The organism is Blautia pseudococcoides, assembly GCF_001689125.2.
Lineage (GTDB): Bacteria > Bacillota > Clostridia > Lachnospirales > Lachnospiraceae > Blautia > Blautia pseudococcoides.
The window spans coordinates 4,048,989-4,067,612 of record NZ_CP015405.2; the positions used below are offsets into that span (position 1 = coordinate 4,048,989).

An 18,624-nucleotide genomic window follows, 5' to 3' on the forward strand; every position below is an offset into this window, starting at 1 on the left:
ATTTATTATCATTTACGATTTTAAGTCATAATATTTGTCCTCCAAAACTTTTTTTATTTTGATTTCATATCAACATAAGGGTCTAAATTGAGAACCGGGCAGAGAATCTCTGCCCAGTTCCTTTCTGATTTACAGATTCTTACTTCGTATCTTTCTTCTTGCGTTTTTTGGCCCAGAAGATGCTTGTGCCAAGTCCAGCGGCGCTGGCAGCAATTAAGCCAATCCACATCCACGGATTGAAGTCATCGCCTGTCTTTGGTACATCCACCGTAACTTTATCGTTATGAACATTGACTGTCAAGGTTTCATCCGCAACAAGTTCGACTACCACAGGCGCAGGACGCTTGTATCCGGCGCTGAGGCTGTCTTCCACCTCGGTGATTGTATATTTTCCGATCCGGAGGTCCTCAATATAGATTTTACCGTTAGAATCCGTCTTGAACGTCTTATCGTAATCATCTCCGACAATATGGAAACTGAATCCCTCTACAACCCCGTCACTGGATGTTTTGATAATCTTCAGGTTGCCTTTCTTGGCCTGATTAAGGAATCCTTTGCCAGCTTCGTTCTCCACCTCATAGACTTTTCCGTCTGTATCTATACTGACATAATAGACGCCCTCGTCCAAATAGAAACCTTCCGGGGCCTTCGATTCTTTTACAAGATAGCCGTTGAAACGCAAATCAGTCATTTGATACTCACCAGGCTCTGTTTCATCCAGTGTTCCAAGTAGCTCATCTTCATCATCAAGCTTTTTGTTGCCATTGCTGTCAAGGTAAACCTCAAACTCTGCACCCGATAACTTATGGTCTGGATAATCTGCATCATATTTTGTCAAATGGATACTGCCCACGATAAACTCATTGGTAATCTTCAATGTGACAACCTGCCCATCCTGCTTAATTTCAACGGAGAAAGACTCCCCACATAGGACAAAACCTTCCGGCTGTTCTATTTCACGCACAATCCATGCTCCGTATGGCACCTTGTCAAAACCGAAGCTGCCATCCTCGGCAGATGTAGTCACTAGAATGGCATTTTCTTCCGTAAATTCTTTTGTGGACTCCGTAAACAGACCAATCTTTGCGCCTGCCAATGCGTTGCCGTCTTCATCCTGTTTCTTTCCGGAAATGGAGCCGTATTTTAAAGTGTTTTCAATGGCTTCTCCATCATTGGCCAGAATCTGTACCAATGCTGTTTCCTGCCCGGCATACTCAAATACCACAGGGTACTTTTTGTCAGTTGGCAGGTAATGAGGATCCGTACCGTCTTCGCGCAGGTAATAGCTACCAAAAGGCAGATCCGTCTGTGCTGTGGCGGTTCCATCCTCCTGAACCTCCAGTATTTCGATTAACCCATCTGCCGGAATGACCATTCCGTCTGCCGCTGCAATATCCTCCGCCGCATACAACCCAAAAATAACGCTGTGGACCTCACCGTTCATTCCAATACCGAACTGTTTATCCTGTTCCATCACTTTTTCCAGGCTGATCAGCACCTTCTGGCGCTCATTATAAAAGCTGGCTGAAGTTTCTGTCACTTCGACTTCCTGTCCGGCATAGGACAGTTCCACTAACTGGGATTTTATATTCAGAACCATTCCATACGGCGACTGGACCTCCGAAATTGTATATTTTCCCAAATATAAAAGGGTACTGGATGCCTGCCCGCTGCCATCCGTTGTAATGGTATCAACTACCGAACCTTTTTCAGCTCGGAGCGTTCCATCCTGCGTGTAAATGTCTTCTGCTGCACAGATTTCATAAACTGCACCTTCCAGCCCGCGGGTTTCATAGACTGGAGTATAGCGGTCAGAAAATCCTTTGTTCTCCTCTACCATAACCGTGGAAAAAATCTCGCCACTCTTGGTGATATGAATCTTGCTCTTCTGCGGCATATTCTGTTTTTCTACTACCACCACGTCCTGACTTCCATCCACCTGAAAGGATACAGGTTCGCTACTCAAAACATAACCGTAACACGTTTCCACCTCTATTAGCTCATAACAGCCATAAGGGAGCTCGCAGGGGAGCATCAGCCAGCCTTCGTCATTGGTAAAAAACGTATCGATTACAACAGGGGTCGGATAATACACATTCTGCGAAATCAGTTCTCCCGTGGAAAGGTCGCGCACCTGAAATCCAACGCCGGCGGCAGGGATGATTTTCCCAGTCTCTGCATCGTGTTTTTCAATACGGATAAAACTAGCCTGGGTCAGGTTGTTCAGGATATAGGAATAAGTCTGGTCATCTTGACGGATGTACACAGTGAAGTCCGGAACAAATGCCTGGCCCTCCATGCCTTCGATCTGATGGACAGTGTACCTACCGTAGGGCATATCCTTGGAAACAGCAAATCCATCTGCATCTGTTGTCAGGATATCACGCTCCGCTTCGCGGGCATTGTCAAAACTGCCTGCACTGGAAAGATAAATTTGGAACTTGGCGCCTTCCTCCGGCTGTTCAATAATGCCCTCATGTCCGGGTGCCTTAATATCCTCTTCCGGAATCGGGGTGGTTTCATATTTATCTTTTTCAGGTTCTGTTTCTGAAGGAACTGTTTCTTCGGTATCTGGTGCCTGAGACTCCTCTGGAACTGTTTCTGTCTCCGATTCCATCTGGGTATTCCCGTCGCTTACTGCAGTATCTTTTGATTCTTCTGTTACATTGCTACCATTATCTTCCGCTTCTGCGGTTTCAGCCTCAGTCTGGGGATCGCTGCTACTGACATCCTTCTGAGGGTCGCTGCCGCTTTCCGCTGCAAGCATGAGAAGCTCCGCTACCTGTACACCAAAAGCAGATGAATTCTCAGTGTTCTCAGTATCCTTCGCAGTTTCCGTTTCCTTAACGGTCTCAATATCCTCCTGCTCCTTGTCAATATGCTTAATCAGACGGATGCGACCCATGATGACCTGCTCGGTAACATTTATAGGAATTTGATTCAGCTCTATCTCAAAATTACCAGGGTCTGCAGGGATAGTGTAAACGGACTCGTCTAAAAGATAGCCTTCCGAAGAACTGATTTCTTTCAGCGTCCAATCGGAATCACAGATAAAATAGTCACTGATAAAGGAACCTTCGGCATCCGTTGTATATGAAGCAACCAATGTATCACCCTGATACAAACCATACACTGCTCCTGCCAGGCTTGCATCACCCTGAGCATAGCCTGTTACGCGATCCTTTTTATTCACTTCCACACGGAACTTCTTCAGGATGTTTTCAAAACTGCACTTTGTTACTTTATTCCATTCTATCTGCGCCATCTGGTTTGCAGGAATCACGTATCGCACTGCCGTGTCAGTTTCTTCCAGTGTATAGGGCTCTGTACCACTGATCAGTACATTTTCAAACCTAGCTACACCAGATGAATCTGTGACTGCATACTCATCTACGGCAAGCCCTGCAAGGGAAGTACCCGATAACCGGAAGGTAACTCCCTCTACGAGACCATCTTCAGACGTTTTTGTCACTTCCAGCTTTCCCCGTTTCAGTTTATTGTCGAACGTTACCGCCGTCGTCTTTCCTCCGACAATAGTAATCGTTTGACTCTTTTGAGGCTCATACCGATCATAACCAGCCTCAGTTACCGTATAAGTGCCTGGGAACATGCCCTCGACAGTAATGGTACCATCTTCCTGTGTTGTCACGGTCTTATTATAATTATTTCCGGTAATTGTAAACTGGATGCCGCCCACGACTCCGTCTTCCGAGGTCTTTTTCAGGCTCATCGTTCCGACAGGTGTCTCCACATTCAGGTAGGCATTAACTGGATTGGCCTTCTCCACACCGGTCACAACATCCTGAAGAGCATCGTCTCCATAAGCAATCAATTTTGCACTTTCACTTACTGCCGGTATATTATTTCTGGTTGCCGAAATGCGGACGCTGCCCTCAAATGCCTGCACCGAGGTAATCTCCAGCCGATTCCCCGACTTGGTTACTTTTACGGAAGAATTAGACGAAGAAAAGCTGTAATCACTTAACACGCCGTTGCTATCCGTTAAAGTCAGCGTATATTTCCCATTGGAATATTTTAATTCCTTTGTGGCTCCGTTTGTTGAACCGGACATAAAGCTTGGAATCGTGTTATGTTTCGTCAGCAGGGATACAATCTGATCATAAGCTGCCCTTGCACCACTATTGGGATAATTGGAGCCGAAATGGAGGTTGTACACCGTGGAGCTGGTCTGTTTGTATGAACCTGTGGCTTCACGGCATCCCGTAACGAACTCCCATACCAACGTCTGTGTAGCAAGCCATTTCTCATCATCACTACCGGAAAGATTGCCCCTGTTTCCCTGGTACCCATACAGGAGCGCCATTCCGACTGCTTTTTGTTGGGCATTGGAAAGGGCATCCCATGTTTTTGACGATGCTTCTTTCAGGTTGTCCCCTGTATGCAATGGAACACCGGGCTGGATACAAAAGCCGGTATCACCGTCCACAAACATCCTGTATTTGTACTTTCCCTGGCCTCCGGCAGTATAACCATTGATGACAGCGCTGGAATTGTAATGCATTGCATTGCCATTAGAATCATAAGTATAGGAGAATGTAATCACCGCCGCATCACCTGTTGCAGCAAATACATTCTGGATCGGTATCACAGAAAAAGCTGTGACTATGGCAAGCAGCATGGCTGCCGCCTTTCTAAACATTCTTTTAAGTTTCATACGTTTCCTCCTGATTTTAATAATTAATTCGTAGCATGACAGAATAAAAACCCCGGAAATTAAACCGGGGTTCCTGCCTCTATACTGATTATGCTGTTAATTTTACATATCCACGGTCCGCCTCATCAACGCACCGGTCAAGTATTTCAAAAAAACGCGGCGCATCCAGTTCTGCATCAAGCCACTGAGTTGCACGGTAAGAATAGCAGCCGACCTCATCATTGATGGCATGGCTGCCGAGAATACTGTGCAGATTCAGTTCGTTTGTCATCTGTCTCTGTCTGGCGGTGCTCGGCTTTTCAAGTGCCTTGGCCAGGCAGAATACCAAAAGTGGATGAAGCTCGGAAAACGAAATCTGCAGATAATAATCCCGGTATCCTGCCATCAGGGATATTTCGTCCTGACTTTCGATTTCCAGTTCAGACAGGATCATCTTTCGTGTATGCTCGGCAATCTCTTTGCGCTTCCTCTGCTCAGACTGGCTGAGATCACAATGGTTCATGGATTTCCTCCTTTCTCTCAGATTGAGTTTCATATATTATCTGGGGGCAGCGATATGTGTGATGGCGCCCCAAATCCTGTTGGAGTCATGGTTGATTCCCAAAATTCTGACGGTCACTCTCGAACCTCTGGGCGGACGGCCACGCTTGGGATAACTGCACAAACAGTCGATACCGCCATCCAATGCCACAAACACACCGTTGGTATCCACCATACTGACTGTACCCACATAGCGGTTGCCGACGGAATATCTGCGCAGTGCTTTCTCATACGGGTTTTCCCCAGACTGCTTGACCGAGGCTGTTGCCTTGACATGGTTCCGATCACTGCGGTCCACCTCAAGCACTTTTACCAGGATACGTTGCCCGGGCTGGAAATGCGCTGCTGCGTCCATCCATCTCTGGTAACTGAGTTCCCTGAGTGGAATGTAAATCTCCAGCCCGAAGATATCCACGAAAATGCCAGCACGAATCACTGATACGATTCTGGCTTCTGCACACACACCTGAGTAAAGCAGATTGTTCCCATCCCTGTCTGTACCCAGATAATACTGCTTGCGTTTTGCCTTCATCGCCTCCAGACGACTCGCTGCCGCAATGCCGGATGACGGATCAATTCCTCTGACGATATAATCCACCTCCGCACCCAGACGCTTAGTAAGCATGTAATGCAGCACGTCCTCCGGAAGCCTGCCACGATAATCCGCTGGCGGTTCTACCGCTTCCTCTGCAGGAATGATGACTTTGAACTCACCGTGGTAAATGACTGCGAAAGAACGGGATGGGTTGTCCTCGGGACGCTCTACGCCCTGAATGGTTCCAGTCAGAATGCGCCCGGTTTTCTGGGATTCCAGCAGATCCAGCAAATCATTTTTGGCTTTTTCAGCATCCGTCTCGACGCTGAGCTGGTCATCAATGGCCAGCACCGGTGTTGTCGGTCTGACAGATACACGCCTTTTTCTTGGCTTAGGCGCCTCCTCGACGCCGTCGGCGATATTTTTTCCCTCGGGATTTGCTTCTGTGTCAGACTGAGATGTATTTTCCTTAGTCTTCTTACGCCCGCGGGGCTTTTTCACCTTTTCCGGCTCAGTCTGAGAAACATCCCCTTGAGAGGGCTCTTCGCCTAACGCGTTTTCTGAAGAGATATCATCTCTGGGAGAATCTGCATCGGTCTGGGAAGATATTTTCTCTTCCGGCTCCGAAGGCGGCTTCCCATCAGCCATTTCCATATCAGTCTGAGGGAGAATTTCACCTTCAGAATCTGCATCTCTGAATTCCTCTGAAGAGACTCTCTCCAGGGAATCCTCTGTATCAGTCTGGGACAGCTCCGGATCCGGGGAGTCGTCTTCAGGCTGGGACAGCTCCTCAAGCTCCGGATTCCCATCAGTCTGAGGGGTTGTTTCCTGCAGAATTTCCTCACCGGAAAGCTTTTCTTGTTTTTTTGTTGCCATAATTAGTACCTCCTGTAAATTTAAAATTCAGCCGGCGGTTTTGCCGAGCTGTAAAGGCTTTTTTTACGTGCCGGCTTTTTCTCCGGCTCTGCTACTGGAACTGGTTCACTAAGTATCGGTGCAGTAAATATTGTTGCTGGCTGGTAATCCATGATGGATGCTCTCACAATCTGTCTTGACATGGGATGTTTTGTAAAATCCAGTTTTTCAAGCTTCAAGAGATTGCAGCCTCGTATGACGCAGAGCATTTCTTCGTTTGGAAGCCGTAGGACCTCATCCGGAGTCAGAAGCCGCCTTCGTCCCTGACCCTCAGTATGACGGTACTGGGGTATGACCTGAGCGACTGCAATGGTATGCCTCACCGTCATAGTAGAATTTACCTGCACGGACATATCTCCAGATCTTGCTGAGATATACTCAGCCGTAACCTCATCCGTACATCCAAGCATCAGCTGGATGTCGCAGTTGCCGATGATTTCGGCCCACAGATTATTTGGATACCGGTTCTGTAACTGACCCAGGCTCTGCACTGCCAGCATCACACGGATGTCTCTGGAACGCACCACCGAAAGAGAACGGGCAAAATCTGATCCGTCTTCTGCGCCACCGATGCGACCCACGTTGTTAAACTCATCCAAGATCAAATTTACGGGCACATCGCAACGGCCGTTTGGCCGGCTGTCTGCATAGCGAGTTAATTTAATAAACATGAACGAAAAAAAGAGCGATGACAGGAATGCCATGGTGGCATCTTGATCGCTCAGGATAATATAATATGCGCATCTGTGTCTGGCAGGAGAGGTCAGATCAATGTCAGACTGACTTGTAATCCGCTGCACTGCCTGGTTTTGCAGCACTTGCAGCCGCGTGCCGAGACCTAAAATGATTCCTGATTTTACAGTATCGCTGGACTGGGCAAACAGATTAAAAGGCGCCCTCGCCGGATGGTCAAGGGGAAGCTTATCGAACATGGCTGTCAGCTGTCGCTCACTGTTCTGAGTCAGAAGCTGGTATACTGCAGTAAGATGTTTCATGTCCGGACTACGGGTTCTATCCTGGTCTACCAGAAGAATCAGAGCCTTTAAAAGATTGCCCTCGCCGTTATCCCAAAAGTGATCTCCTTTACCAGAACTGGTATTGCCGATAATAACATTGGTCAGCACTTGTGCCATTAGGGTATCACCGTTTAAGTCTGACATGCAGTTCCACGAATCTCCATGCTCAGGTGTGACGAGATTGTAAATCTTCACCTCGTAGCCTGCCTGCCGGTACATTTCTGCTGTGTCTGCATACAGTTCGGCTTTACTGTCTGTGATAATCACGGATTCGCCACGCTTTATTGCCTGAAACAGTGAATTCCGGATGATTGCCCGGGATTTCATGGTGCCCGACGCACCAAATATGGCGATGTGTCGATTGAGTCTGGTATCTTTTGGCATACAGACCGCTTTTCCCTTATACTCACCCAGAATCGTTCCTTCAGCCTTATCAACAGAAGACACCTCCAGTACCTCACGCATTTCTTTTTCTTCCATCCATGAGGCGGTTCCGTAAATCCCTGACTTGCTTTTGGTGAAGCCTCTGGGGTCATAGCTTTTTCCATCAAACTTATCGTGAAGCTTGATGTAAGCAAAAATCCCTCCGCCAAGGATCAGGGTTCCAAGCATTCCTTTCAGCCCGTCTGGGGTAAACGCCATTGGGAAACAGACCGCAGGATTCCAGCTGACCGGTTTCATGGCGGCCTCGCCTGCAAGCCCGTCTGCCTGCATCCATGCTACATAGTTTGTAAACAACTGGCCAAGCATTCCACCAAGATATAAAAACGCTGCGCATCCCAGTATGATGGCCGCCACAATGGCAGCCGTTCTTTTTTTATCTTTCAAGCAAATTCCTCCTTTCTGGGCAAAGCTCCTCTTCCACCGAGTCCATTCCGATGGTTTTGATGCTGGCAAGCCCGCCCAAGTATTCCCGGAGGAAGTGCGTCTGATGGGGAAAACATAGAACCTCAAACTGTCCGGTTCGGTTTTCAATTGCTTCCCGAAAACGAATGAGTCTTGAAATGTCCCCGTCCAGATGCGATAAGATATTTACGCCGTCCACACAGGCGTCATATTCAAAAAGCCCTCGGTCGTAGGATCTGACCTCAGGCTCAAATAAAAGTTCAAGGAGCTGCGCTTTCCAGTCTGGTACAGAAAAGAGACGCAGCTGCCGGATGCCATCCCCGTTCATTGGGATAAAATGGATATGACGGTAAATGGAATCGAAACGAAACTCCAACCGCCTGGTTTTGTCTGATTCTAACAGTGTCCGCAGGGCTATCTCTCCAGACCGGCCAAATAGTATCGCTGAGTCTACCTCAGAAATACCGGCATTCAGTCTTGTAAGCTCGATCAGGCTGTGGAGAGCTTTAAACTCACCCATGCCGCTCCACTTCATTACGGCATCCCTTGTATTATAAACAGCATAACAATTGCTGGAAGAAAATATTGCGCCGGCCATACGGGTGAACATCGTCTTGTTCATCTCTGTCTCTCCGACTTTTTTCATATCCTTTGCCAGATAAAAACAGGGCTTGTCAGGTATAACCTGCAGCATCTCCCGGTTCTGAAGTCTGGGGAGAAGATAAGGTCTTGCCTCCATACCGGCTTTCATACACATTGCCGCAGCCTCTGAAACACGATGATTCCTATCCCGGTGCGAGGCATCACCCGGAAAACGATGTTCCCAGAATGAGTCCATATAATATTCATACACACCCGGATAAAGCCATTCCAGTATGGGAAGTGCACCCTTATAGAGCCGGATGCTTTTTCCTGCCCCTTTTCCAGATATGGTCAGCAGGCGGCAGGTGATTTCATCACAGGAATGATAGTTGCGAATCGTCTGAAGCGTAGTCAGCCTGGAAACGAGAGCCTTATAGACCCGCTCACTCCCAAGCAGGGAAAGGCTATGAAATGGGAACTCTCCCGAAAATGAGAGAAGCATGACGAGCTGCCAGACCTGACTGCCCGGGCGAAAATGCACCATAGCACTCACCTCCGCTCATAAGCATTTTCCGACAACATGACTGCTCTCTTTGTCGGAATTTCCGGCGTAAATACGTCCCCAAATCGCTGCTATACTGGGCTTTTTGCTCCTTTTGGAATATATGTAATTTTTCTTGTCCAAAAAAGTTCCGTTTTTACATAGGTTTTTACGGCTCAATTTACCTTTTTTCATAGAGTTCCACCCCCTCATCCGGCATTGTGTTTTCCATAGCCAGCCATATAGGAAATTCTTTCTTCGGCACCACATATACCTCCGTCCGTTCCTCCTGTCCTGCTGTGCTACAGTAATAGTGAGAGCATACCGCCGGACTGTCGTCCGGCATCACATACATGGCAACAATATCTGAAACCATGTTGATTTCAATGTTATCATGATCCCGCATTTTTCTTTCGGGTCTGGCTCTGTCATATACATGACGGTAAATCAGAACACAATCCTGATACCGCACAGGCGGTCGCTTTTCAAAAAAGGCTCGCATGGCAGGATATAAGAAAGAGCGGATATAATCCGCTGACCCGCCCGCCTTCTTTGGGAGCAATGCTGGGATGCGAAGGCAAAACCAACGCTCCTCTGTAAAACCAATTTCTACGGGAATACAATCCTTTATCCGGTGCTCCACCTCAAGCTTTGCATTCCGCACGCCGGTATACGCGGGAAGCACCCGCGTCAGAAGCACCAGCCGCTCCACCGTTTCTTCCAGATTAAGAGAATGCAGATAAACTTCATAGATACTCCCGTTTTCACAAAACCATTGTACAGAAGCAAGCTGCTCCTGCAATTTCTTATCCAATCTCCCGATCTTATCCAACGTGTCCAGAAATTTCGTCATCGCTCACTGCCTCCTCTGAATAGAAAGTAACCCCCGGCTCCTCGTCCCCCTGAAAGTCCACTGTAGCAAACAGGCAGGGAGCGTGAGGAAGCCGCATCCCATATGCCATAGAAATACGGGGAAGAACGATAATATACTTCAAATCCTCCTGAGGCTGGAGCAGTTTCAAAAGGTTCTGCTCACCTTCGTATAACACCACGATTTCGTAACCGGTATTCTCCTTTAAGAAAAAAAGCTGAGATGGATAAACCGCCGGATAATGTGCCATCGGGTCTACATAATCAATGAATTTCAAAAGAACCCATACGGCAAGAATCGTTCTCTGATCCGGTTTATCCATTGCATCCAGCCCAATATAATAGCCGCTCGACACATCCGCAATCCGCATCTGCTTCTTCAGGTTCCGCAGGATTTTATCTGCGGTCTGGGCTGGCTTTTGCAGCATTCGTGTAATCTGAGTTTTCGGCAAGGCTCCGTACTGTGAGAGCCATTTTACAACATACTGCTCATCTTGCAGCAACATAGGCAACACCTCCTTTTTGTGAGTATTTTCCTTAAAATGCGTATTCTACGCAGAATGCGTTTGCTCCTGCTGGCGTTCCTTTAGCAACGCTTCCAACTCAGCCCGGTCAGTCGTAATCATTTCCTGCTCCTCTTTGGAAGCTTTGATTACAACAGGAACTTTGTTATTGTTGGAGCAGACCAGCGCTTCACCCCGTTCAAACCGGGTAACAGAACGGATCTCTGTTTTTGTCAGCTTCAGAACTTCCTGCACATACTTGGCCTCATCCGGCTCCAGATTCAAAATAATCTTGTTCTTACTGTTATTGATGATTGCACGTCCATACTTGCCGTCCTCAAGCCCAAAGAAGTCAGATAAATCCTGTGTCGCAGAGACGGCTGCTCCTCCGAACCCTCTTATGGTTTTAAAGATGGTCAGACAGAACTCTGCCGCCATCCGATTGGAACTGGCGCCAATCAGCTGCCATATTTCATCAATCATTATGGCTTTCTTTTTGGTACGGTCTGCCTTGACCGTATCCCAGACGTAATCCAATGCAATAAACATCCCGACCGGAAGTAATTTGCCTTTCAATTCTGAAAGGTCAAGCACGATATACTTATTACTGAGATCCACGTTTGTCTGCTGGTTGAAACTCTGGGCTGAGCCTGTCACGAATCGGCTGATGATAATGGCAATGCGCTTTGTCATCGGGTTCTCCAACAGTTCCTTGTGAAGATCCCCGATAATCGGCATTTTCTTCATCTTTGGCGGAGATACGCTGCGATCTATATACAGTGAATCATTGTCATGAGTAATGCCGAACTTCGCATAGGTCTGAATCAAAGCCTCGTCCAACATCTGCTCCTCCTCATTGGACATATCCGGTATCAAGAGTGAGAAGAAAGTCATCAACTGCTGAATCTTACGAGCCAGCATAGAATCCATTTCGCTGTAATCAATCTCATCTATCAATTCCATCTCCGGGGAGATGGTATGCCGGATCTCCATGATATTGATACAGTGCGGAGAACCAGGGGCGATCTTAATGAACTCGCCGCCAATTTTCTTGCAGGCCCTGCGGAATTCATGCCCCTTGATTGGAGCCAGGATAAAACACTGGATCCCTCTCATTCTCATGCGGAGCGCCAGAAGCTGCATAGTAAAGGTCTTGCCGGCGCCGCTGGTGCCAAGCAGATTCAGATTAGCGTTCTTATTCTTTTTCGTATTGAACAGATCAACAATGCATAAAGAGTTATTGTGCCGGTTGATACCAAGCAACACACCCGTATCATCCGACATTTCAAAAGAGGTAAACATATAAGCAGATGCGGCGCCGCTGGTCAGCACATTCCGTCTCGACTTCTTTTCCAGTGATGGTTCAATCTTCAAAAACGGCATCACGGAGCGAAGTGCCGCTTCCTGCTGAAATCTACAATCACTTACGTACATATCCATGGATTTTAACATATCCACGATCTGCTGCTTACGCCACATCAGTTCCTCGTAGCCTTTGGCGGAAACTGTGATGAACACAGACATATAGAACAGATCCTCATTGTTATTGGCAATTCCGTTCTTGATAAAGTAGCCTGCCTGTATGGAATTGGTCAATTCCTCATAGTCGGTACTTGTATCCTGCATACTTTTCAGCTTTGTTCTGTTAAGTCGGATGCGCTGCGCCACCTTGTCAATGGTCTTGCTTCGGTTCTCACGCCTCAGCTGTATATCTATGTCAATCCCGTCCCCGGCATTGATAAGGGCCGACATCCATCCTGCCCGCACCATACCCGGATAACCATTCCCTTTTATGAACAAGAAGGAATAATAAAGCCCATCCATCATGACATAGTTATAGTGGGTCAAGTCAATTCCACGCGGCGACAGAAAGTGCGCCATGCGAATCTGCGGGATAGGATCCACGCCAATGACCTTGTCTTTCGCCGCCATCGTATCCACGACCACACGGTTCACACGGGACGAAAACGGCTCATCCACACAGGACCGGCGGTTAAAAAACATATATAAAATCTCCGCAGTTGCCTCATCCGGGTCTTTCTGTTGGAGAATCGTATTCCCGCACTGCAGGAAATAAGCGCGGGCATTCTGCTCCGCTGTCTGCATCATGCCATAAATCAGAGAAAAATCATCCCCATCCCCACGACGAATCTCTTCATACTGGAAAATCAAAAAGAAGCGCCTTGTAAGCGCCTCTCTACTTCCCACATCTTTAATCAGGCAGATATAGCCTTCTCCAAGATGTCGGCATTCTTCACTTTCCTCTACTTCCAGTTCTTCATGGATCATGGCAATATGTTTATCTGAGTCTGCCTTTCTTGTCATACTCTTAAACTGAAGCCGCATAGGAGAGATTTTCAACCAGCTGGCAAAAGACGATATGATATTAAATTGTTCTTCTCCGGAACGCAGCATAAAATTAATCGGCTCAATTTCAAGAATCCGAATATATCTCCCATCGGTCGTTTCAATAATACCGTGCTGGAGACTTTTAACTGGAATGAAGTCCTGGACGAACTCCAGCTTTTCCGGCTTTTTTGCCTTTTTTCTTTGCTTTGCCGCCTTTTTTCTTTTTTCGGAGCTGTTTTGGATCATATCTGTATCCCACCCTTCTGTAATGTAGTTTTCTCCTGCTCGCAAAATATCGGATGATATGTCCGATATACTGAAACAGCGAATCGCCGTCAATCCCCATCATGGAAAGAACCGCAAGAGGTAAAAGTGTAAGAGTCATGACAACAATGCGAATCGTTCCGGACATGGGAATCAGAATCAGTTCCGGATATCCCAAAATAACTAACAATATCCCTGTTTCTACTGCATTTCTCGGCTCCAGCATTCCGCCAAAAATCTTGCCGGAATCTGTGTAATTTGCCGGTATAGCATAAATATTACTGTACTCTTTTTCATCCAAGATTTCTCACCTGCCTATCCTGTAAATTGTAGCTGTTGTCTTGTATCTGCCCAAACGTAATGCTTCGTTATGATCCGGCACAAAAATATCCACACGATGGATATCATTCTCAATGCCGGAACCACCGCGATCTTCTACGGTATACATGGTTCCGTTTATCATAATCTGCGTGCCAAACGGATAATGGCTTGACATTGCAACCATGCCGCGAGCCACCTTTTTACCACTGGCAGTAATCCCGTCTGCGTTGCTTCCGCAGCATTTTGCACATGCACAGTAATGGGTAACATCTACTTCTAAAGTAGAAATCGGTGTTCCTGAAACCTCACCGGATACCGGCGCATCAAAATCCACATTGACAGGCCGACGTAAAGAAAGCGATGCTTCGTAACTGGGCGTATTCAGGATTACACCCTGTCCGCCAGAAGAATGCACCCACATCCGTTCTCCGCTCTCACCGTACCCGGCAAAAATCAGTACATGGTTCCATCCGTTTCCATCAGATTCTGCTAAAAATCCTAAATCACCGGGAAGCAGCTCACTTGCTGATACCCCAACGGTATTTGGATACTGTCCGGACGTACCGGCTCCGATATCTACACCCACAGCTGTATTAAATACCCATGTGCTGAAGCCTGAACAATCAAGCCCATAAGGGCGTATTGTGCCTGTTGTAGAAGACCCTGCAGCTGTTACCAGCCTTGGCGTATTCCATTCATCGTTCCAACCGGGTGCCGACTTACCACCCCAAAAATATGGAACCTTGCCCACAAGGGACAGGGCGGTGCTGAGGATATGCTTTCTTGTCGCATTACAATTCTGTCGGTTCACAAAAGCAATCAGCTCGGCATCCGTCAGAGGAACCGTCTGTCCACTGCCTACAGAACCATACAGCGTCCGTTTTAACGCATTCGCCATGTTCTGAATTACCTCGCCATAAGTGAGGTTAAACTGATCATATTTTGCATTCAGGTCAATGCCAAACGCTTTGGAAATCACTGTATTGTCAAACGGATGAATGGTACACTCCAGATATTTGATAATCTCAGTACCAGGGCTCAGGGTTTCCTGCCCGTTTGCCACATAATAACTTGCTGTGGTTGTGCCTGTGATCTTCCCACCGGAATAAACAGGGATATCCACCGCTACCTCTTTATAGGCATCCACCGTGACAGCCGTATCACTGCTATGTGCTTCATCCGGGAGATAGAAAGTTTTTGATGCTGTCTCATACCGGTATTGGGGTGTGCCGTTAATCGTACCTGTCTGCACCTTGTTTGTAATCACAGTGAGCGTTACTGATTTATAGGTGTAATAGGAAACAGGAATGGGTATCTCTTTTTCCTTTTCTTCTGCTGTAACGGGAAACATATCTCCAGCACAGCCTCTGAGCTTTGATACCATATCGTCCTTGCCAGTGTTTTGCTGTTGCATGGACGCTGAATAAGCCGCCAGTATGTAACAGACATCATATCCGGCGGAACTCTGTGCATAATTGACCAACGCATCCATAGAAAGATCGTAATCATATCCACCGTCTGTAATCAACTTATCCGCATAGGCAAGCGATTGGTTATATCCTTCATATACCACATCGGAAACAGCACCTGACATCTCCGTATAGGCTGACATCAGAGTTGCGCCTTCCGCCGGCTGCGTACCATCCAGCCCAAAAATACTGTTTGATACAATCGTCGGCAAGGAAACAATCATGGTAATCAGGAACAACAGAAACAAACAGATACATATCAGTATCTTGAAAAGAGTATGGCGCATTGCCCATGCCGCAGACAGGATAGCGCCCCACGGACCACCAGCCGCAGTACCGGCAGCGATTTCTGAAGCTGCCTTTCCGCCCTCCACACTGGCTTTTACAGTAGCAGCGGCCGCATTAGCTGTAGCCTCTGCGCCCTTTACTGCCGTTTGCTTTGTTGCTTCCTGGCCTGCCTGCTTCGCCGCTTTTGCCATTTGTCCGGCAGCCTGTTCATAATTATCAGAGCCATCACCGATTTGCTGTTTCTCTGGCTCAGCCATGCAATCCACCTCCTTATATCAAGCTGCTGCAAGAGCAGCGTTATTTCAACATCAAAAATGCAAAACAGTCGAACCAGTATCTTTCTCTGATTCGGCTGCCTGCACTTATTTTACCGTTTCCGCCTTGGCGGCTTAATTTCCCCTTTGCTGCGGGGCTTTGGATCTCCAAAGCGTGATGGCGTATTCTTATAACGAACAGTTTCCACAGATACTGTCCGTACACTGTCACCATCATAAACCGGTTTTCCATCCTGATAAACCGGTTTGCGTTCCACAGCGGCTTCGCCGCGAATAGCGAACCACTGCCCTCCGCGGGCATCTTCAAACACCTGATAGTCCCCTCGGGGAGCCGCATACTGAGATGTATCATAGAACATGGTTCCCGATCCATTTTCATGGCGAACCTCAAAATGACCATCCATACGTCCGGATCCATCAACAGAGGATACCTGTTGTTCATATCCTGGCATAAATGCCTGGAACTGTGCCTGATTATATGCAAAAGCAGCCTCGCCCTGCTCAAATACAGGCGCTTCAGCGTGTTGCTGCATAGCGTACCAGTCTACACCGTTTGCCGACTGCATAATCGTATGTGGTGCATCCGGCTCATCATAGTAAGCGCTGTTGTACCACATGGTATTGCCAGAATCGGAACTTGCTTCGATTACGCCATCGCCAACCGTCCTGAGGGTCGTTCCTTCGGAAGCATCGGGGAAAGTCGCTGCAACCTGTGCCGCTTCTGACGGACTTCCCATAAATGCCGGCGCATCATAAAACGCACCTGCTCCGGCTCCGCTTGCCATCTGATACCACTGGCTTCCATCGGAAGCTGTAACAACGGAATGCGGTGCATCCGGTTTCTCAAACTGTGATGCGTTATACATTTCAAGCGCTGTACTCTTTCCATCTGCGCCAATTGAAGTTGTACTGATCTGACCACCTGTAATCTGGGTATCTTTCAGCTGCTGACCCTGCATCTGAGGCATATAGTTGCCAAGGCTTCTGTCTGCAATGTCACCGGCAATCGTTCCGGAAACACCGGGATTTCTTGAAGCTACAGAAGAAATGGAGTCTCCTGTAAGCGTGACACCGTTGCGTGCCGCCATGCCACCAAAGGCACGACCGACAAAACCGATGCTGCCGCCGGCACCCATACGGCTTCCGCCATCCACAACCGCATCACGGACAAAGGAATTTGGCTTGAAGCGTGATGCGAACCCGGAAGCAAATCCGCTTGCAGCTGCACCCGTTCCGGTTGCAGTGCTTGTACTATGGAACATACTGCCCGCATTTCTCACACCGCCTCCAACACCGCTGATCACCCTCGCTGCCATCATAAGCTCCATGCCCATACTGGAACCAGTCTGGGCTACATTCAGCCCCATGGCCGCCAGATAGGAGTCAAATTTCTGTGCCGTTTTTAAAAAAGCCAATGCACAGAACAGCCAGAGAAAAATGCTTCCCTGACCTGTGGAAAGAGCACCGCCGTTTCCGATATACTGTCCCATGGAACTATTAAAGCCCCTGAGGAACCATACATTCATCACCAACAGCAAAAGCTGTGATCCCACCATACGGCACCAACTCTTGAAAACCGGCGCTGTTGTTTTGGAAGCACCCATGGAAAAAGCCAGAGGGGAGGTGTAACAGAGCACGCCAACCACAATATAGCGTTCAACGGTTTCCAGTAACAACTTAAAATAATTCCAGCCAAGAGCGATCTCTAAAATAATGAGAAGCAGCAGCCCTACCACTGATACGATGGCTACAATGGTTGTCAAACCATTAGACAGTGCCTGTTCCACACCCGCAAAAGTAAAATCCTCTGCCGACATGGTAATCTCCATCAAAGCCGTATATGGCGCTCGGGCGATATCCAGCACAATCATAAAAATCGGCTTTGCATAGCCGATCAATAGAGCAAAAATAGAACCTCTTGCCAAAAGCACCCACGGATTTTCTGCCTCCGTGATTGGTCCTCCAAAGACACGGAAAAGTTGCCATACCGTTACAAGGAACAGAATCGCCCATGCTGTGTATTGCATGACTGTAAATGCCTTAGACACAAACGGAAAATATTCTTCCATCGCTGTCATATCTGTTCCCAGCGCCTGAAGGAACAGACCGGATACTGCATCCATCATTTGTGAAACAATGCTGCTGATCCACGTCACGATTCCTTCAAAAATCCAATCAAGCATCTATCATCACCTCCTCCATCTGCTTTCTCTTTTTTGGTTATCCTGTGTAATTGCCACCAGCAATAAGGGGCTGCAGATAGGCGACGATGAACCCCAGGGAATTGAGGACAATCCACGTCACTACAATTCGTTTAAGCCATGACGTTGCCTCATCGACTGCGCGCTGGTTTCTGGAAATCATCCTGACAATCAATGCGATGGCCGCCGCTGTAACCGCCACAATCGTGCTGATTCCAACCAGCTGGCCGTAAACATCCTTCATGATTGTCGAAAAACGGTTCCAGATTGTGTCAGCCATAACAGGCTGCAGCGAAATAAGCATTGCAGACGCCATACTGACCAACGACCAGTAGGCTGTCTTCATACGCCCTCCGCCTCTTTTGATTTGTTTAACCATGCCGAGTACCTCCTTTTTTGATTTTAGGCAATAAAAAATGCCGCTTCTCAAAGCA

Annotated in this window: 13 protein-coding genes; all 13 read right to left on the reverse strand. The window is 47.6% G+C overall.

The features are described 5' to 3' along the window. Nucleotides 1–139: 139 nt before the first annotated feature. The 13 genes from A4V09_RS19225 to A4V09_RS19280 all read right to left on the reverse strand — a co-directional run bounded on the left by A4V09_RS19225 (nucleotide 140) and on the right by A4V09_RS19280 (nucleotide 18,569). On the reverse strand, nucleotides 140–4,675 hold the full coding sequence (locus tag A4V09_RS19225) for a SpaA isopeptide-forming pilin-related protein (protein ID WP_065543745.1): 4,536 nt from the start codon (nucleotides 4,673–4,675) through the stop codon (nucleotides 140–142). Between the two features lie 88 nt (nucleotides 4,676–4,763). Continuing rightward, nucleotides 4,764–5,177 carry a hypothetical protein gene (locus tag A4V09_RS19230; protein WP_065543746.1) on the reverse strand — a complete coding sequence of 138 codons (414 nt, stop codon included), beginning with the start codon at nucleotides 5,175–5,177 and terminating at the stop codon, nucleotides 4,764–4,766. 36 nt (nucleotides 5,178–5,213) lie between these two features. After that, nucleotides 5,214–6,626, reverse strand: a complete 1,413-nt coding sequence (locus A4V09_RS19235; RefSeq protein WP_065543747.1) for a S1 RNA-binding domain-containing protein — start codon at nucleotides 6,624–6,626, stop codon at nucleotides 5,214–5,216. A 20-nt stretch (nucleotides 6,627–6,646) separates the two neighbouring features. Beyond that, entirely contained in the window at nucleotides 6,647–8,509 is a 1,863-nt protein-coding gene (locus tag A4V09_RS19240) for a VirD4-like conjugal transfer protein, CD1115 family (RefSeq protein WP_065543748.1), read from the reverse strand. Further along, nucleotides 8,499–9,653 (reverse strand): hypothetical protein, encoded by a 1,155-nt coding sequence (locus tag A4V09_RS19245; protein ID WP_065543749.1) that lies wholly within the window; start codon nucleotides 9,651–9,653, stop codon nucleotides 8,499–8,501. The genes A4V09_RS19240 and A4V09_RS19245 overlap by 11 nt, the downstream gene beginning before the upstream one ends. A gap of 15 nt (nucleotides 9,654–9,668) precedes the next feature. Next, nucleotides 9,669–9,845, reverse strand: a complete 177-nt coding sequence (locus A4V09_RS24665) for a hypothetical protein (RefSeq protein ID WP_157123533.1) — start codon at nucleotides 9,843–9,845, stop codon at nucleotides 9,669–9,671. Beyond that, a complete protein-coding gene (locus tag A4V09_RS19250) occupies nucleotides 9,832–10,503 on the reverse strand; it encodes a DUF6100 family protein (RefSeq protein WP_065543750.1) in 672 nt (223 codons plus the stop codon). The genes A4V09_RS24665 and A4V09_RS19250 overlap by 14 nt, the downstream gene beginning before the upstream one ends. Continuing rightward, nucleotides 10,475–11,026, reverse strand: a complete 552-nt coding sequence (locus A4V09_RS19255) for a DUF5697 family protein (RefSeq protein WP_025641438.1) — start codon at nucleotides 11,024–11,026, stop codon at nucleotides 10,475–10,477. Before A4V09_RS19255 ends, A4V09_RS19250 begins: the two co-directional genes overlap by 29 nt. Nucleotides 11,027–11,071: 45 nt before the next feature. Continuing rightward, the gene (locus tag A4V09_RS19260) at nucleotides 11,072–13,618 is read right to left on the reverse strand and encodes a VirB4 family type IV secretion system protein (protein ID WP_065543751.1); all 2,547 of its coding nucleotides are present in this window, start codon (nucleotides 13,616–13,618) and stop codon (nucleotides 11,072–11,074) included. Next, nucleotides 13,515–13,937: a hypothetical protein gene (locus A4V09_RS19265; RefSeq protein WP_065543752.1), complete on the reverse strand. Its 423-nt coding sequence runs from the start codon at nucleotides 13,935–13,937 to the stop codon at nucleotides 13,515–13,517. The genes A4V09_RS19260 and A4V09_RS19265 overlap by 104 nt, the downstream gene beginning before the upstream one ends. A 6-nt stretch (nucleotides 13,938–13,943) precedes the next feature. Then, complete coding sequence (locus tag A4V09_RS19270; RefSeq protein ID WP_065543753.1) at nucleotides 13,944–15,971, reverse strand: C40 family peptidase; 2,028 nt, start codon at nucleotides 15,969–15,971, stop codon at nucleotides 13,944–13,946. 110 nt (nucleotides 15,972–16,081) lie between these two features. Further along, nucleotides 16,082–18,172, reverse strand: a complete 2,091-nt coding sequence (locus A4V09_RS19275) for a hypothetical protein (RefSeq protein ID WP_065543754.1) — start codon at nucleotides 18,170–18,172, stop codon at nucleotides 16,082–16,084. A 37-nt stretch (nucleotides 18,173–18,209) separates the two neighbouring features. Beyond that, nucleotides 18,210–18,569 (reverse strand): hypothetical protein, encoded by a 360-nt coding sequence (locus A4V09_RS19280; RefSeq protein WP_025641427.1) that lies wholly within the window; start codon nucleotides 18,567–18,569, stop codon nucleotides 18,210–18,212. Between the last annotated feature and the right edge of the window lie 55 nt (nucleotides 18,570–18,624).

Coding starts and splice junctions, on each gene's coding strand:
- A4V09_RS19230 (WP_065543746.1), bottom strand. CDS start 5,177: ATGAACCATTGTGATCTCAGCCAGTCTGAGCAGAGGAAGCGCAAAGAG.
- A4V09_RS19275 (WP_065543754.1), bottom strand. CDS start 18,172: ATGCTTGATTGGATTTTTGAAGGAATCGTGACGTGGATCAGCAGCATT.
- A4V09_RS24665 (WP_157123533.1), bottom strand. CDS start 9,845: ATGAAAAAAGGTAAATTGAGCCGTAAAAACCTATGTAAAAACGGAACT.
- A4V09_RS19245 (WP_065543749.1), bottom strand. CDS start 9,653: ATGGTGCATTTTCGCCCGGGCAGTCAGGTCTGGCAGCTCGTCATGCTT.
- A4V09_RS19235 (WP_065543747.1), bottom strand. CDS start 6,626: ATGGCAACAAAAAAACAAGAAAAGCTTTCCGGTGAGGAAATTCTGCAG.
- A4V09_RS19250 (WP_065543750.1), bottom strand. CDS start 10,503: ATGACGAAATTTCTGGACACGTTGGATAAGATCGGGAGATTGGATAAG.
- A4V09_RS19270 (WP_065543753.1), bottom strand. CDS start 15,971: ATGGCTGAGCCAGAGAAACAGCAAATCGGTGATGGCTCTGATAATTAT.
- A4V09_RS19225 (WP_065543745.1), bottom strand. CDS start 4,675: ATGAAACTTAAAAGAATGTTTAGAAAGGCGGCAGCCATGCTGCTTGCC.
- A4V09_RS19260 (WP_065543751.1), bottom strand. CDS start 13,618: ATGATCCAAAACAGCTCCGAAAAAAGAAAAAAGGCGGCAAAGCAAAGA.
- A4V09_RS19280 (WP_025641427.1), bottom strand. CDS start 18,569: ATGGTTAAACAAATCAAAAGAGGCGGAGGGCGTATGAAGACAGCCTAC.
- A4V09_RS19255 (WP_025641438.1), bottom strand. CDS start 11,026: ATGTTGCTGCAAGATGAGCAGTATGTTGTAAAATGGCTCTCACAGTAC.